Below are 17,642 nucleotides of genomic sequence, written 5' to 3'. Positions count from 1 at the left end.
TCAAGCGCCAGTTTTGCTAACTCAAGCATCTGTTGTAGAGGCAATAGCGCAACACACAGCTCAAGTGGTTTGTTTAGATACTGATTGGCATCTAATCGCCCAACAAAGCCAGGAAAATGTATCCTCCCGACTAACTACTGACAGCCTAGCTTATGTCATCTATACCTCTGGTTCCACAGGCAAACCCAAAGGTGTAATGATTAAACACGCTAGCACAGTTGCAATGTTGGATTGGGCAAACAAAACCTTTGCGATGGAAGCGAGGGCTGGAGTTTTGGCATCAACCTCGATTTGCTTCGACCTTTCAGTCTTCGAGATGTTTGTGCCTCTGTGTTGCGGAGGTAAGGTAATTTTAATCGAGAATGCACTATATTTACCAGCTTTGCCAACCGCTTTTGGTGTAACCTTAATTAATACTGTCCCAAGTGTAATTTCACAGTTAATCAGAAATGATTGTATTCCAACGAGCGTGCAAACAGTTAATATCGCAGGAGAACCGCTTCACAATCAACTTGTACAACAACTTTACAAGCAAGATCATATAAAACAGGTATTTAACCTGTATGGGCCTTCTGAAGATACGACTTATTCAACCTTTGCTTGGATACAGAAGGATGCTAGTAATACCCCACCAATTGGTCGCCCCATTCACAACACCCAGACTTATTTATTAGATCAAAATTTACAACCTGTTCCTGTCGGTGTACCTGGGATGTTATATATTGGTGGTGCTGGTTTAGCTCGTGGTTATCTAAACAAAGCAGAACTGACTGCGGATAAATTTATTCCCAATCCTTACGCAAACCTACCAGGGGAACGATTATATCAAACTGGGGATTTAGCCCGCTATCTACCGAATGGAGAGATAGAGTATCTTGGTCGGATTGACAATCAAGTAAAAGTACGTGGTTTCCGCATTGAACTGGGAGAAATTGAAGCAGTTATTATTCAGCACCCAGGAGTACAAGAAGCTGTAGTTGCGGTTCATGCTTCGGAAGTGGATTCTCAACGAATAGTCGCCTATGTAGTTCCGAACTCAGAACAAATGCTAACGATTCCTGAACTACGAGGTTTTTTAGAAGCGAAGTTGCCAAACTACATGGTGCCGGCGGCTTTTGTCACATTGGAGACACTCCCGCTAACACCTAATGGTAAGGTTGACCGCAAAGCGCTACCTGTACCTGAATTAACACAGATATCATCATCCAATCTAGTCCCTCCTTCCACACCGATTGAGAATTTATTAGCAGGTATTTGGGCAGAAGTACTCGGTATAGACAAAGTAGGTATTGATAATAATTTCTTTGAATTAGGAGGACATTCCTTAATCGCCACTCGTGTGATTTCCCGAATTCGGCAAGTATTTCAAGTAGAGCTTCCTTTACGTTATTTATTTGAAAAACAAACAATAGCAGAGTTAGCAAAAGAAATTGAAAAAGCGATTAAAGTAGACTCAGGAGTTGAAGCGACAAATATTGAGCGGATTGCGCGATCGCAACAATTACCGCTATCATTTGCCCAGCAGCGGTTATGGTTTCTAGCTCAATTAGAACCAGAAAGCCCATTTTACAATATTCCTGCTGCTGTTCGCCTAGAGGGACAATTGAATGTAGAGGCATTACAACAAAGTTTTAACGAAATAATCAGGCGTCACGAAGTACTACGAACCAACTTCCAAACAAAACAAGGGCAACCAATCGCTGTGATCTGGGAACAAAAGCCCCTAACATTGTCAATCTTAGATATTAGTTCCTTAGGAGCAAATCAACAACAAGCCGAAATTAAACAGCAGATATCTCAACAGGCACAACAACCCTTTGACATCAGTAGCGACCATCTACTAAGAGTCAAACTATTACGTCTTAGCGAACAAGAACATATTGTGCTAGTGACAATGCACCACATCGTCTCTGACGGCTGGTCAATCGGTGTACTGGTACAAGAGTTAGCAAGACTTTATCAAGCCTTCTGTGATGGTCAACCTTCACCCTTAGCTGAACTGCCAATACAGTATGTAGACTTCGCGGCTTGGCAACGACAATGGCTGCAAGCACAAACACTCGAAACTCAGAAATCTTATTGGACAGAGCAGTTAGAGGACGCACCAAAAGTATTAGAGTTACCCACCGACCACCCAAGACCAGCGATTCAGACATTTAGGGGTGCGACCTACTCATTTAATTTCTCGAAAGAATTATCCACAGCCCTGAATAAATTGAGTCAGCAACAGGGAAGTACTTTATTTATGACGCTGTTGGCAGGTTTCCAAACACTGCTATGGCGTTACACAGGGCAAGAAGATATTGTCATTGGTTCACCCATCGCCAATCGCAACCGCGCAGAGATAGAAGGGTTAATTGGATTTTTTGTCAATACTCTGGTGTTGCGAACTAACTTGGCGGGAAATCCCAGCTTTGAGGAGCTTCTAAAACGGGTGCGAGAAGTAGCACTAGGAGCTTATGCACATCAAGACTTGCCGTTTGAGTTGTTAGTCGAGCAACTGCAACCACAGCGAGACTTAAGCCACACACCACTATTTCAAGTGATGTTTGTGCTTCAGAATGCACCGATGTCTGCGTTAGAGTTGCCTGGTTTGACTTTAACTGTTTTGGAAAGCGATAGTGGTAGTGCCCAGTTTGATTTAACCCTATCTATGACAGAAACAGAGTCAGGGTTAGTTGCGAGTTTTGAGTACAATACAGATTTATTTGCGGAAAATACGATCTGTCGGATGGCGGGTCATTTGCAAACGTTGCTTGAAGCAGTTGTTGCCAATCCACAGCAGCGTTTGTCGGAGTTACCACTGTTAAAGGAAGCTGAACAGCATCAATTACTACGAGAGTGGAATGATACAAAAGTTGAATATCCTCAACAACAATGTATCCATCAATTATTTGAAGCTCAAGCAGAGCGCACACCCGATGCCATCGCAGTGGTGTTTGATGACCAACAGCTAAGCTACCACGAACTCAACAAAAGAGCAAATCAACTCGCACACTACTTGCGTTCATGGGGAGTAAAACCAGAAGTATTAGTAGGGATTTGTCTAGAGCGATCGCTCTCTATGGTGATCGGACTGCTAGCGATTCTCAAGGCAGGTGGTGCATATGTACCGCTAGACCCGAGCTATCCCAAACAACGCATAGCTTTTATACTAGAAGACACTCAAGCGCCAGTTTTGCTAACTCAAGCATCTGTTGTAGAGGCAATAGCGCAACACACAGCTCAAGTGGTTTGTTTAGATACTGATTGGCATCTAATCGCCCAACAAAGCCAGGAAAATGTATCCTCCCGACTAACTACTGACAGCCTAGCTTATGTCATCTATACCTCTGGTTCCACAGGCAAACCCAAAGGTGTGCAAATTCCCCACAGGGCTCTGAGCAACTTTTTGTACTCCATGAGGCAAACCCCAGGGTTAACATCCGAAGACACATTACTAGCAGTCACTACTTATTCGTTTGATATTGCCGCATTAGAACTGTTCCTACCAATCATAGTAGGCGCTCGCTTGGTAGTCGCCAGTCGGGAAATTGTTTCGGACGGAACGCAGTTATCAGCAAAACTGATAGATTCAAAAGCTACAGTCATGCAAGCCACACCTGCGACATGGCAGTTACTTTTGGCAGCAGGCTGGGATGGCGATCGTCAATTCAAAATTCTCTGTGGTGGCGAAGCTTTACCTGGACACCTAGCAAATCAGTTACTCGAGCGATGCGACTGTTTGTGGAACATGTATGGCCCGACCGAAACCACTATTTGGTCAGTCATTAGCCTGGTAGAAACTGTTAACAACACTGTACCAATTAGTAATCCAATTGCAAACACGCAGCTTTATATCCTCGACCAATATCATCAGTTAGTGCCTGTAGGTGTAGCAGGCGAATTGTGTATAGGTGGAGAAGGACTTGCAAGGGGCTATTTCCACCGTCCTGATTTGACCGCAGAAAAATTTATCCCCAATCCCTTTAGCGATAAATCAGCACGTCTGTACAAAACAGGAGATTTAGCCCGTTATTTACCCAATGGAGAGATAGAATACATTGGTCGGATTGATAACCAAGTCAAACTGCGTGGTTTCCGGATTGAACTTGGAGAAATCGAAACACTGATCGGCCAACACCCAGGAGTACGAGAAGCTGTGGTTGCGCTTGATTGTTCAAAAGCACAAGCAGATTCTCAACGAATTGTCGCCTATATAGTTCCCCAAAAAGAACAAACCCCAACGATTTCTGAACTACGCACTCTGTTAGAGGCAAAGTTGCCAAACTACATGGTGCCAGCAGCTTTTGTCACGTTGGAGGCACTCCCGCTAACACCTAATGGTAAGGTTGACCGTAAGGCACTACCTGCACCTGATACAGCGCGTCCTGAATTGGAGGCGGTTTATCAGCCACCTCAAACTGAAGTAGAACAAACTATAGCTGATATTTGGCAAAAATTACTTCAACTTGAAGACGTAGGAATTCATGATAACTTCTTTGAACTTGGCGGTCATTCATTGCTCTTGGTTCAAGTTCATAGCAAGTTGCGTGAAGCATTTAAAAGAGATTTATCTGTTCTAGACCTATTTAGATATCCGACCATAAACTCTTTAGCAAATTATTTTAATCAAGTCAAAAATCAACAACCATCTCCTGATATGATGGCTAATATCGCCGAGAAAATTGCAGATGGTAAAGCTCAACAAAGAAAACGTCTGCGAAAAATAAAATCTTTTGAAAATATTTAGGATTAATTGAAATAAATTAGTATTCCGACAGCATCAAATTATCTCAATATCGTGAAAGAAAACGTCTGCTAAAAAGCAAATCTCTTGAAAATATTGAAGGAATAATTAAAGAAATGAATATTCCGACAGCATCAACTTCTATCAATGGTTCAGAAATAGCAATTATTGGATTAGCAGGAAGATTTCCTGGAGCCAAAAACATTGATGAATTCTGGAATAATCTTCAAAATGGTGTAGAATCAATCTCTTTTTTCAATGATGAAGAACTGTTGGAATCAGGAGTAGATGCAGAGGTTCTAAGTTACCCTAATTATGTTAAGGCAAATGCTGTAGTAGAAGATGCAGAATTATTTGACGCTTCTTTTTTTGGATTCAATCCTAGAGAAGCAGAAATTACCGATCCGCAGCATCGCATTTTTTTAGAGTGTGCATGGGAAGCTTTAGAAAATGCGGGATATAAATCTGGAATAGAGAAATATTCAGTAGGTGTTTTCGCTGGAGCTGGCTTAAACGGCTATTTACTCAACGTTTATTCAAATCAAAAGATTATCTCAGTAGATGAACAACAACTAGCAATAGCTTGTGATAAAGATTTCCTTTCTACACGTACTTCCTATAAACTTAATCTAACTGGACCTAGTTATACAGTTCAAACTGCCTGCTCGACATCCTTAGTCGCTGTCCATTTAGCTATCATGAGCTTGTTGAATGGCGAATGTGATATCGCTTTAGCTGGTGGCGTTGCCATACATACAGAAAGAAAAGCTGGATATCTGTACACAGAAGGCGGAATAATGTCTCCTGACGGACACTGCCGTGCATTTGATGCTAATGCACAGGGAAGTGTGGGGGGCGAGGGTGTAGGCATTGTAGTGTTGAAGCGATTAGACGATGCTCTTAGCGATCGCGATCGCATTCATGCTGTAATCAAAGGTTCAGCTATCAATAATGATGGTTCATTCAAGGTTAGCTATACAGCACCCCGCATCGAGACCCAAGCAAAGGTAATTAGAACAGCCCAATTAGTAGCCGAAGTAGAGCCTGAGAGTATTACTTATATTGAGACTCACGGGACAGGAACAGCTTTAGGAGATCCCATTGAAATTGCTGCTCTCACACAAGCTTTTCAGACAAGTACCCAAAAGAAAGGATTCTGCGCCATTGGTTCCGTCAAAACCAATATTGGGCATTTGGACACTGCGGCTGGTGTGGCGGGATTAATCAAAACTGTCTTAGCCCTTAAGCACAAACAAATACCTCCAAGCTTACACTTTACTTCGCCTAATCCCGAAATTGACTTTGCCAACAGTCCTTTCTACGTCAATACCACACTGGCCAAATGGCAAACCAATGGCACTCCCAGACGTGCGGGAGTTAGTTCCTTTGGATTAGGGGGAACCAATGCCCATGTAATTCTGGAAGAAGCCCCGGTTGTAGAAGCTTCCAGCCCCTCTCGCTCTTGGCAATTATTGATGCTATCTGCCAAAACCAGTTCAGCGCTAGAAACGGCTACAACAAATTTAGCTAATTATTTCCGAGAACATCCCGATTTAAACCTTGCCGATGCAGCTTACACATTGCAGGTTGGGCGAAAAGCTTTCGACTATCGGCGTATGGTTGTCTGCCGAGATATCCAAGATGCTGTCAACGCACTTCAAGAACCAAAGCGAGTTATCACCAGTACTCAGAAAACTCAGCAACGTCCTGTTGCCTTCATGTTTTCTGGACTGGGAACTCACTACATTGATATGGCTCTTGAACTTTACCAAACTGAGCCAACATTTCGCGCCTGTGTTGACCAATGCTGCGAACTCCTCAAACCCCACCTTGGTTTAGATTTGCGAGATGTCTTGTATCCCAATAGAAACAGCTCAAATGGCAGCAAGCAAAAACAAAATACTCAATCGACTGGGCTAGATTTGCGAAAAATGTTAGGTCGTGGGGAGGAACAAGCAGATGTCGCCACTCAACAACTGAATCAAACCTTTCTTACCCAACCAGCTATATTTGTCATTGAATATGCTTTAGCTCAGTTGTGGATATCGTGGGGAATTCGTCCGGCGGCGATGATTGGCTACAGCATCGGTGAATATGTAGCAGCAACTCTAGCTGAAGTTTTGTCTGTTGAAGATGCTTTAACCCTGGTAGCTAAAAGAGCGCAAATGATTCAAGAGTTGCCTGAAGGGGCAATGTTGGCGGTTCCGCTTTCAGAGTCAGAGATACAGCCCCTCCTAAATGAAAAAATCTCTATGTCTGCAATCAACGGGTCATCATTGTGTGTGATTGCAGGTGCCACAGATGCTATGGAAGAATGGGAGCGACAATTGAGCCAACAAGATTTAGTTGGTAGACGTTTGCAGACTTCTCATGCTTTTCATTCTGTCATGATGGAGGCGATCGCACCAGCCTTTGGCGATTTAGTCAAAACATTTAGCCTCAAACCTCCGAAAATTCCTTATGTTTCTAACGTCACCGGAACTTGGATTACAGCAGAGCAAGCAACAGATCCCGGTTATTGGGTAAACCACCTCTGTCAAACAGTACGCTTTGCTGAGGGATTGCAACAGTTATGGCAAAAAGACAATCCGATTTTATTAGAGGTTGGCCCTGGTCAAGCATTGATCAGTTTCGCATCGCAATGTATAGAAAGTAACGATAAAACTCAATTGGTGATGCTCGCTTCCCTGCGGCATTCCTACGAGCAACAGTCAGATGTCGCATTTTTAATGAATACATTGGGTCGCCTTTGGCTGGAAGGGGTAGAAGTAGATTGGTCTGGTTTTTATACCAATGAACAACGCGATCGCATTCCCTTACCGACGTATCCATTTGAACGTCAGCGTTACTGGATTGATGCCAATCCTGAAGCTAACTTGGCTACGCGATCGCAGCAAGCATTACACAAAAAACCGAATCTTGCCGACTGGTTTTACGTTCCCTCTTGGAAACGCTCTCCCCATATACCATCAAAATCAGAACAAAAGCCATGTTGCTTAGTCTTTGTTGATACTAGTGGAGTTGGTTCGCAAGTTGCCAAACAGTTGGAATTACAGGGTCATTATGTCATCACTGTGACAATTGGAGAGCAGTTTACCAAGTTAGGCGATCGCGCTTACGCAATTAATCCCCAAACAAGTAGTGACTATGATACCTTGCTACAAGAACTTAGCAAATTGGATTTAAACCCAAATGCGATCGCGAAGCGTCCCGTATGGCATTTCGCTCACTTTTGGAGCGTTACACCAAATGATACTTTGCCTGGCAATGAGCCAGTAAAACAAACAGAATCATCGCATCAGTTTTTTGAAGATAGCCAAAATTTGGGTTTCTGGAGTTTGTTATTTCTAGCACAAGCGTTGGGAAGACGGAATATTACCGATGCTTTGAAGTTGATAGTTGTAACAAGTAACGTACATGATGTCACTGGCGAGGATAGTTTATGTCCTGAAAAAGCAACGATACTAGGGCCATGTAAGGTTATTCCACTGGAATACCCCAAGATAACTTGCCGTACTATTGACATAGTAATTTCTTCTTGCAAAAACCCGCCAGTACAGAAACTCATAGATTATCTTGTCACAGAAATTACTGCACAACAGACGGATAACATAATAGCCTACCGTGGTTATCATCGCTGGGTTCAAACTTTTGAACCTGTGCGGCTAGATCGAGACATCGCAAATACAACTAAGTTAAGAGAAGGAGGAGTTTACTTAATTACCGGGGGACTTGGTGGTATTGGTTTGGTATTGGCAGAAAACTTAGCGAAGACAGCACAGGCTAATTTAATTCTGGTTGGACGAAAAGGGCTACCTGAACGCTCACAGTGGGAACAATGGTTAGCAACCCATGACAACCAAGATAGTGTAAGCCGTAAAATCGAGAAAGTGCTGGCACTTGAGAAATTAGGAGCTATTGTTCAAGTTAACAGTGCCGATGTAGCTAATCTTGAACAAATGCAAACAGTAGTTGCTCAAGCGTTAAAACAATTTGGCCGTATCGATGGTGTCATTCATACAGCAGGTATCGCTCCAGGTGGCATAATTCAACTCAAGACAAGGGACATGGCAAACAGCGTACTAGCAGCAAAAGTCAGGGGAACGCTAGTACTAGAGAAAGTTTTAAAAAATTACAATTTAGATTTCTTTGTGCTTTGTTCATCCCAAACTTCTATCTTGGGACACTTTGGACAAGTAGATTACTGTGCAGCAAATGCTTTTCTTGACACATACGCTCACTATTGTGCTTGCAAATCGAGTCAATCGACAGTATCAATTAGCTGGGGTCCTTGGCAAGTAGGAATGGAAGTCGAGACTGTAGTACCAGATGAAATTAAGCAGATGCGGGAGGAAGCTAACTTAAAATTAGGAATTAAGCCTCAAGAAGGTATTGATGCCTTTCATCGCGCTTTAGAAAGTAACTTGCCTCATATCGTTGTATCAACACAAGATTTTCCAACCTTAATTGAACGAAGTAAATCCTTCCAAGTGGAAGAGGAATTGGCGATATTAGAAGAGAAATTAGTTTCAGCAAATATTACTGTACTGAATCATCCTCGCCCTAATTTAGAGAATGATTACGTAGCTCCCCGTAACGAAGTTGAACAAAAATTAGCTGAAATTTGGCAACAACGTCTTGGGATAGACCAAATAGGCATTCATGATAACTTTTTTGAATTAGGAGGAGATTCTGTTCTCGCAATTCAAGTGGTTGCCAAAGCAAACAAATTAGGCTTAAAGTTAACAGCTCAACAAATGTTTCAGCATCAGAATATTGCTGAATTAGCAATAGCAGCATGTATGCTTGAACCTAAACAAACTGAAAATAGTTTACGAACAGGAGAAGTATACCTCACACCCATTCAGCATCGGTTCATCGCTCAAAATCAGCCAGATGTACATTCCTTGAACCAATCTCTACTGCTGGAGATACAACAAACATGCAATCCCAAGGTATTAGAGCAGGCTGTACAATATGTGATTCAATACCACGATATATTTCGTCTACGTTTTATTCAAAAAGAATCTGGCTGGCAACAAATTGAAGCTAATACCAATGATGTAGATGTAATGGTATGCGAGCATGTAAATTTGTCTTCACTTTCAGAAAATGAGCAAAAAGATGCTTTGGAGTCAGCGATTCAAGAAAGGCAAAATAATTTCAACTTAAGTGAAGGTTCGCTTGTAAAAGTTGCTTTTATTGAATTGCAGTCGCAGAAAAATAGCTACCTATTAATTACTATCCACCATCTTTTAGTAGATGCAGTTTCTTGGCAAATTTTGCTAGAAGATTTGCAAACAGCCTATCAGCAACTCAACCAAGGTAAAGCAATACATTTGCCTGATAAAACCACTTCATTCAAACAATGGGCGCAGTGTATGCAAGAGTATGCTGAGACTTTAGAAATTATGCGGGAGCAAGACTACTGGTTAGCAAAAGCCCAAAAACCTTTCCGCAGTCTACCTGTTGACTATCCTGCAAGGGAAAATACAGGAGCTAGCGCTGACATAGTATCAATTTCTCTGGATAAAAAAGAAACGCAAGCCTTATTAAAAAATGTCAATAAGGCTTATAATACCCAAATCAACGATGTTCTACTAACAGCGTTAGTCCAAGCTTTTGCAAAGTGGACGGGAGAACTGCAACTATGGGTAGATGTTGAAGATAATAGTCGAGAGAAAATCTTCAAAAATATAAATGATATATCCTTGTCTCGTACAGTTGGTTTATTGACAACTTGCTTCCCTGCTCTTTTGGATATAACAGAGGCTTCCGACCAAGGAAATGCACTGGTAGCAGTCAAAGAGTATTTGCGTAGCATTCCAAATAGAGGTACTGGGTATGATGTACTTCGCTATGTAAGCGGTAATCAAGAAGTTAAGTCAAAGCTAAAATCCTTTCCTCAACCTCAAGTAAGTTTTAAATACTTAGGTGATTTTGACCCAGTCATTTCGCAGTCATCTTTATTTAATTTAGCTCAGCAGCCCGTTAGATTGAACCAAAGTCCAAGAACAAATAGATTTTACTTATTGGAAATAAATGGAGTTATTGTTCAGTCACAGCTTCAATTGAATTGGATTTACAATACAGCGGTTCATCGTCGAGAAACCATTGAAACATTAGCTTCAAATTTCATTGAAGCTCTGCGAAATATTATTGCTCACTGTCAATCTATTGAAAGACAAAAATATACACCTTCTGACTTTCCAAGAGCTAACTTGAGCCAACAAAACTTAGATAAACTTATGGCGAAAATCAACCGAGCAAATGAGGAATAAGCACAATGAAAGCAGAAAATATAGAGGACATATATAAACTTACGCCCGTACAAGAAGGTATGCTCTTCCACTCTTTGTACGAGAGAGAATCATCATTATATTTTTTTCATGTTCCCATAGGTTTACGTGGTAATCTAAATATTGAGGCTTTTGAAGAAGCATGGCAAAAAGTTGTAGATAGACACGCAATTTGGCGTACAGCATTTTACTGGGAAGACATTGATAATCCACTACAAGTTGTCTATAAAAAAGTAGAAATTTCCTTAAATCAATATGATTGGCGTGGTCTTGAGCGAGCAGAGCAGGAAGAGCGATTGAAATCATTTTATGAGAGCGATCGCAAATTATATTTTGACTTTTCGCAACCATGCCTAATGCGTCTAACTTTAATTCGCCTTGCTGATGATTACTATGAATTTGTTTGGAGTTTTCATCATATAATTACAGACGGATGGTCTTCTGCGATAATATTGGATGAATGTCTACAAATTTACGAAGCACTTTGTGAAGGTAAAGAAGTAAGATTTACATCAAATCGACCTTTTCGAGATTATATCGACTGGTTACAAGAGCAGAATATAGCAAAAACTGAAAATTTTTGGAGACAAACATTAGCAGGAATTAAAGCACCAACTCCTCTAAGTTATATAGAAAATAAACAGTTACCATTCCAAGAAGAAAGGTACGATCAGGAGAAATTTAAGCTATCAGAAGCAAGTACAAAGGCACTATTATCTTTTACTGCACAAAATCGTCTTACTCTGGCTACATTAGTTAATGGAATCTGGTCTATTCTCCTTAGTCGTTACACTTGTCGTAACAACATAGTCTATGGCTGCACTGTCACAGGAAGACCAGTAGACTTAGCCGAAGTAGATTCAATGGTTGGTGTATTTATAAATACCTTACCAATGAATGTGAAGTTAAATACCGAGCAACAGTTGTTGTCATGGCTTCAAGATCTTCAGACTCAATTAGTAGAAGTACGTCATCATGAATACACTTCACTTACACAAATTCAAGGGTGGAGTGAAGTACCTCGAGATTTACCTATGTTTGAAACTTTTGTTGTAGTTGAGAACGTTCCAGATAGTCAATCTGTACGAAGTTGGAAAGGAAATGTAGAAATTGTTGCAGATAAAGGCGAGTATTTCAGAACCAATTACCCTTTGAATTTAGTTATATATCCAGAATCCGAAATGATAGTAGCAATTTCATATGATTGTCGTAGATTTGATATTGCTACAATTACTGGGATAATTACAGAGTTTAAAATACTCTTACAATACATAATGACTAATCCTTTGGTTAAAATTAAGGATTTATCATTTTTGACTCCAAAACAACAGCAAATATCAACAGCTTTAGAAAAAGAAGCAGCATTATTTGATTGGGGATTAGCTGTGATTAGCTAATGAATATACTAATTGAGTTAGTCGATTCATAGACAGTAAAAAAGTAATTGTATATACAGCTAATTAAGTGCAGATATCAATTTATTGATTATGAAAAGTAGTGAAATTAATTCAAGTATGATAACTATACCTGAAATAGAAAGAAGATATAAACTTTCAAGTAATGAATTTACCAAAGATTATGTTGAAATGGGAAAACCAGTCATAATCTCCGGAGTTATTCCTAGCTGGAATAGCTTTAGTCAATGGTCTTTAAAATACTTAAAACAATTATCACCTTCTCTAAATATTTATGCAAAAAAATTTAGCGATCAGGGAATTGAAGTATGTAACCTGACAATGGAAAAATATATAGAATTAATAGAAAACTATGAAGCTGATTCTCTGAATAATCCTTCACCACCATATTGCCACGACCTACCTTTATTTAGCTTAATTCCTTCACTTATAGAAGACGCTCAACCATTTCCCCTAGATTACTTGCCAAAATGGTATTGGTACAAGTGGTGGCGTTACTGTCAATTTTTCTTGGGTTGTTCTAATAGTATTACTCCACTACATTTTGATTGTCTTCTCACTAACAATATTTTTTTCCAGATAGTTGGACGCAAACAATTTACCATATTACTACCTGAAGATACTAAATATTGTTATCGTCAGGGCTGGCGATGGTTTCTTGTGAATCCCGAAAAACCGGATTTTAATAAATATCCTGAATATAAAAATGCCAGACCAATCAAATTTATTGTAAATCCTGGAGATATCTTATATATGCCTCCTGGAACGTTACATCATGTTAGAAGCTTAGATATGTCAATTTCTTTTAATATTGATTGGCACACTAGAAAAAGCTCCTTGAATGCTCTAGCTGCTAGTGTAAAGGGTATGCCCATTCAAAATTCATACTATAACTTTTTAATAACTATGGGATTAGTATTTAAAATACCTTCGCCAATAATTTTTAAATTTTATAAATCGTATTTAAATTATGTATCTTGATAATGTCAAATTTTTCATAAATTTAACCAAAAAACTAATAATAGAAAAATGGAGAGCAGTTGCATGAATATATTTGAAAAGTGTGAATCAAACGTCAGAAGCTATTGCCGTAGTTTTCCTGCAATATTTCATCGAGCTAAGGGTTCCATAGTTTATGCTGAATCAGGTGAAGAATACATAGATTTTTTTGCTGGTGCAGGTGCTTTAAATTATGGACATAATCATGACTATATCAAACAAAAGGTTATGTCATATTTAGATGCCGATGGAATCGCACATGGTTTGGATATGTATACTTCTGCTAAAGAGAAGTTTTTAGCTAAATTTAATGAGGTAGTACTAAGTACAAAACAGTTAGATTATCGCATTCAGTTCTGCGGCCCAACTGGAACAAATGCTGTCGAAGCAGCTTTAAAATTAGCTAGAAAAGTCAAAAAAAGACCAGGTATATTCTCCTTTATGGGAGCCTATCATGGAATGACTTTGGGGAGCTTATCAATTACTGCTAATACCGGAATTCGAGCAGGAGCAATTGGAACATTAAATAATGTAACATTTATGCCTTATCCCTATGGGTTTATGGAGAGTTTTGACACTATAAAATATATAGAGTCAGTTTTAAATGACATTAATTCCGGGATTGAAAAACCAGCAGCGATTATCTTTGAAACAGTCCAAGCTGAAGGAGGAGTTGTTATTGCCCCAATTGAGTGGATGCAAAGACTAAGGAAGTTGTGTGACGAGAATGATATTTTATTAATCTGCGATGATATTCAAGTTGGTTGTGGTAGAACAGGCTCTTTCTTTTCTTTTGAAAGAGCAGGTATTGTTCCCGATATAGTCATACTCTCTAAATCGATAAGTGGATATGGGTTTCCAATGTCGGTATTATTAATTAAGCCAGAATTGGATATTTGGGAACCTGGTGAGCACAATGGCACTTTTAGAGGTAATCAATTAGCATTTGTAGGAGCTACAGCTGCTCTAGAGTATAGAGAAAGTAGCAATCTTGAACAGGATGTTAAAGTCAAAGAGCTTTTCTTGAAAAATTTTCTATCTCAACGAATATCGCCAATCAGTGAAAACATAGCAATACGCGGAATAGGCATGATTTGGGGTATAGATTTGGCAAATTTTGGTGGTAACAGTCTCGCTAAAAACATCACAATGCGTTGTTTTGAAAAGGGATTAATAGTTGAAAGAGCAGGTAGAAATGATACCGTAATTAAATTATTACCTCCTCTAACAATTGAAATGTCTACCTTAAAAAAAGGTTGTTCAATTCTAGAAGCGGCCTTTAATGAATGTCTGTAAATCAGATTTTCAACTAAGGGACTTGCGTTTTAATAATATACATCACTTTTTAGATTTACCTCACCTTGAAATAACAATCGTCGTTGGTGCATGAGGCTAGGTATAATAACCGGATTTATAGAGTAAATTTTCGTCGCTTCACACTCTACAAATAGTTATTTTTTTCCTGTCAGTCCCTAAAAACTAATATTGCTATACCAGTTTTGCTAGAAGAACCAACTTAAATCAGATAAAAATGATGACTACAACATTAGAACCACAAGAGTTATTTTCTCAAAAAATATACTGGTTAAACAAACTCTCTGGAGAGCTACCAGAAACAAATTTTATACAGGATTATGTTAGACCCCCACAGTATAGTGGGAAAAATAAAAGCCATACTTTTGAGTTACCTAATTACTTATCTCAAGCAATAATCAAGTTAACTAAAGGTTCTTACTTTTTGGTATACTTAATGCTTTTATCGGCATTCAAGATACTACTGCAAAAATACACTAGAAATAATGATCTGATCGTCGGAATACCAGTATATAAAAAAATAGATGGCATAAATCTAGATTATTTAATTGATGATAAGGTTATTCCTTTGCGTACTCAGCTAAGTAATGAAATTACATTTAAAAATTTTCTTATTCAAGTAAAAGAAACTGTAATTAAAGCTTACAGCCATCAGGACTATTGTTTTGATGAATTAATTGAATTATTAAATTTGCCTCAAAGTCAGAATCGCTGTCCAATTTTTGATATAGTCATATTATTAGAAAATATTCACAGTAAAACTGAGTTAGCAAAACTTAATAATGATATTACAGTTTCTTTTATTGTAGAAAATGGCTCTATTAGTGGCTCGATAGAGTATAGTGAGACCATTTTCAATGATGAAAATATTAAATTAATAAGTCATTACTACATAAATGTGATTGAAAATGTTATCAGCAATATTGATATTAAAATATCAGATATTGTTTTTCTAAATGACTACGATAAACATAAACTACTAGAACAATATAATAGCAATATTCAAATATATCCAATTACAAAAACTATTAATGTCTTGTTTGAAGAGCAAGTAGATAAAACACCTAACAATATAGCTGTAGTTCATGAAAAAACTCAATTAACTTATCAAGAACTAAATGAGAAAGCTAATCAGTTAGCTGGAATTTTGCGTAAACTAGGAGTAAACAAAGGTGAATTTGTTGGCATCTTTAAAGACCGCGATATCAATTTCCTTGTTGCTATCCTTGCGATATACAAGGCAGGTGGTGCATATGTACCCATTGATAGTACTTACCCACCAAATAGAATTGAATACATGTTATCTAATAGTGAAGTGAGGTTTCTCTTAACTGACTTTTCGCTATTAAATGTTCTAACAGACTTGATAAGTAACTGTTCTCAATTAAAATCTATTATCTGTTTAGATGAACTTGTTCCCGAAAGTATACAGCTTACTCAAAACAAAGAATTAAAAATATACGATCAACTTGATTTCAACAACCTTCCCAAAGAGAATATAGAGCAAATAAATGATGCTGGCGATCCAGCTTACATGCTGTATACATCAGGTTCTACAGGTCTACCCAAAGGAGCAATAGTCAGACATGATGGTGCAGTCAATCATATTTATGCCCAATTTGATGAGTTGGAATTAACAGAAGAATTTTGTTTTCTGCAAAGCGCCCCTTCTTCAACAGATATTTCTGTCTGGCAATTTTTGGCACCACTTTTCATCGGTGGAAAGACGGTAATAGTAGATCTTGAAACTGTTGCGATTCCTGAAAAACTATTCCAAGTACTCAAATCATCAAAAATTACAGTTGTTGAATTAGTACCAGCATTATTTGGCAGCTTACTAGAATATACTTCAAGGCTAGCAATTGCCGAAAGAGAATTACCATCTTTGAAATGGATGATGGTTGTGGGGGAACCGGTATCAGTAAGTTGGGTAAATAAGTGGTTGCAGATATATCCCTCCGTCAAAATTGCGAATGCTTACGGTCCGACTGAAGCAGCAGATGATATCACCCAGTTTATCGTTGACAAGCCTTTGCCAGAAAATCAGCGAACAGTTCCAATTGGTAAACCCTTAGCAAACTTAAATCTCTACATTCTCGATCGGCAAATGCAATTATTACCGATTGGTGCTCCAGGAGAGATTTGTGTATCGGGAATTGGTGTGGGTGCTGGTTACTGGAAAAACGAAGAAAAAACTAAATTAAGCTTTGTTCCTAACCCGTTTACAGATGCGAGCAACAACTTACCAGCAAATCGCCCAGATTTAATCTATAAAACTGGAGATTTGGGAAGATGGCTTGGTGATGGCAATATAGAATTCCTCGGACGTATTGACCATCAGGTGAAACTTCGCGGTTTCCGGGTTGAGTTGGGAGAGATTGAGGCATTTTTGGTTCAACACCAAGCAGTTAGGGANGCTGTAGTTGTAGTTAGAGAACACAACGGTGATGATAAACGCTTGGTGGCTTATGTTGTGCCTAAGTCTGAGTTTTGTCAGGATGATGCAACTAGTAATCAGCTAGTCCAACAGTTACGTGATTTTCTTCAACAAAAGCTACCAGGGCATATGGTTCCTTCTGCAATTGTACTGCTCGAAGCATTGCCCCTGGCTCCCAGTGGTAAAGTAGATCGCCGCGCATTACCTGTACCAAGTTTCAAGAATGAGTCTGAATTGGGTTTTGTTGCACCTCGTACTCCCACAGAGGAGATCGTTGCTGATATTTGGGGTCAGGTATTAAAGCAAGAGCATATCGGTATTCATGATAATTTCTTTGATTTGGGTGGACATTCTTTATTGGCGACCCAAGCTATTTCCAGGTTGCGGGAAGCTTTTAAGCTAGAGTTACCTTTACGCTGTTTGTTTGAAGCACCTACTGTCGCTCAACT

The 17,642-nt window shown here is 39.2% G+C and carries 6 protein-coding genes; all 6 read left to right on the top strand.

Annotation, left to right across the window (positions count from 1 at the left end; translation table 11 throughout):
- The first annotated feature begins 13 nt into the window (after positions 1–13).
- A complete protein-coding gene (locus FIS9605_RS38615; RefSeq protein WP_231510501.1) occupies positions 14–4,732 on the top strand; it encodes a non-ribosomal peptide synthetase in 4,719 nt (1,572 codons plus the stop codon).
- Between the two features lie 113 nt (positions 4,733–4,845).
- Positions 4,846–11,010, top strand: coding sequence for a type I polyketide synthase (locus FIS9605_RS0129945; protein ID WP_026735869.1), 6,165 nt, complete (start codon positions 4,846–4,848; stop codon positions 11,008–11,010).
- Positions 11,011–11,015: 5 nt separating this feature from the next.
- On the top strand, positions 11,016–12,425 hold the full coding sequence (locus tag FIS9605_RS0129940) for a condensation domain-containing protein (RefSeq protein WP_026735868.1): 1,410 nt from the start codon (positions 11,016–11,018) through the stop codon (positions 12,423–12,425).
- 90 nt (positions 12,426–12,515) lie between these two features.
- Positions 12,516–13,424, top strand: coding sequence for a cupin-like domain-containing protein (locus tag FIS9605_RS0129935; RefSeq protein ID WP_231510500.1), 909 nt, complete (start codon positions 12,516–12,518; stop codon positions 13,422–13,424).
- Between the two features lie 63 nt (positions 13,425–13,487).
- Positions 13,488–14,738, top strand: coding sequence for a diaminobutyrate--2-oxoglutarate transaminase (gene ectB / locus FIS9605_RS0129930; protein WP_026735866.1), 1,251 nt, complete (start codon positions 13,488–13,490; stop codon positions 14,736–14,738).
- A gap of 238 nt (positions 14,739–14,976) precedes the next feature.
- Positions 14,977–17,642: non-ribosomal peptide synthetase (locus FIS9605_RS0129925; protein WP_026735865.1), on the top strand; the 2,666-nt coding region annotated here is incomplete at its 3' end.

This window comes from Fischerella sp. PCC 9605 (assembly GCF_000517105.1).
Lineage (GTDB): Bacteria > Cyanobacteriota > Cyanobacteriia > Cyanobacteriales > Nostocaceae > PCC9605.
Note: the sequence above shows the minus strand (reverse complement) of the source record. Positions and strands in the feature narration are given on the sequence as shown.

Excerpts from the sequence above, each read along its gene's own strand:
- FIS9605_RS0129945 (WP_026735869.1), top strand. The coding sequence starts at position 4,846 with ATGAATATTCCGACAGCATCAACTTCTATCAATGGTTCAGAAATAGCA.
- FIS9605_RS0129940 (WP_026735868.1), top strand. The coding sequence starts at position 11,016 with ATGAAAGCAGAAAATATAGAGGACATATATAAACTTACGCCCGTACAA.
- FIS9605_RS0129935 (WP_231510500.1), top strand. The coding sequence starts at position 12,516 with ATGAAAAGTAGTGAAATTAATTCAAGTATGATAACTATACCTGAAATA.
- ectB (WP_026735866.1), top strand. The coding sequence starts at position 13,488 with ATGAATATATTTGAAAAGTGTGAATCAAACGTCAGAAGCTATTGCCGT.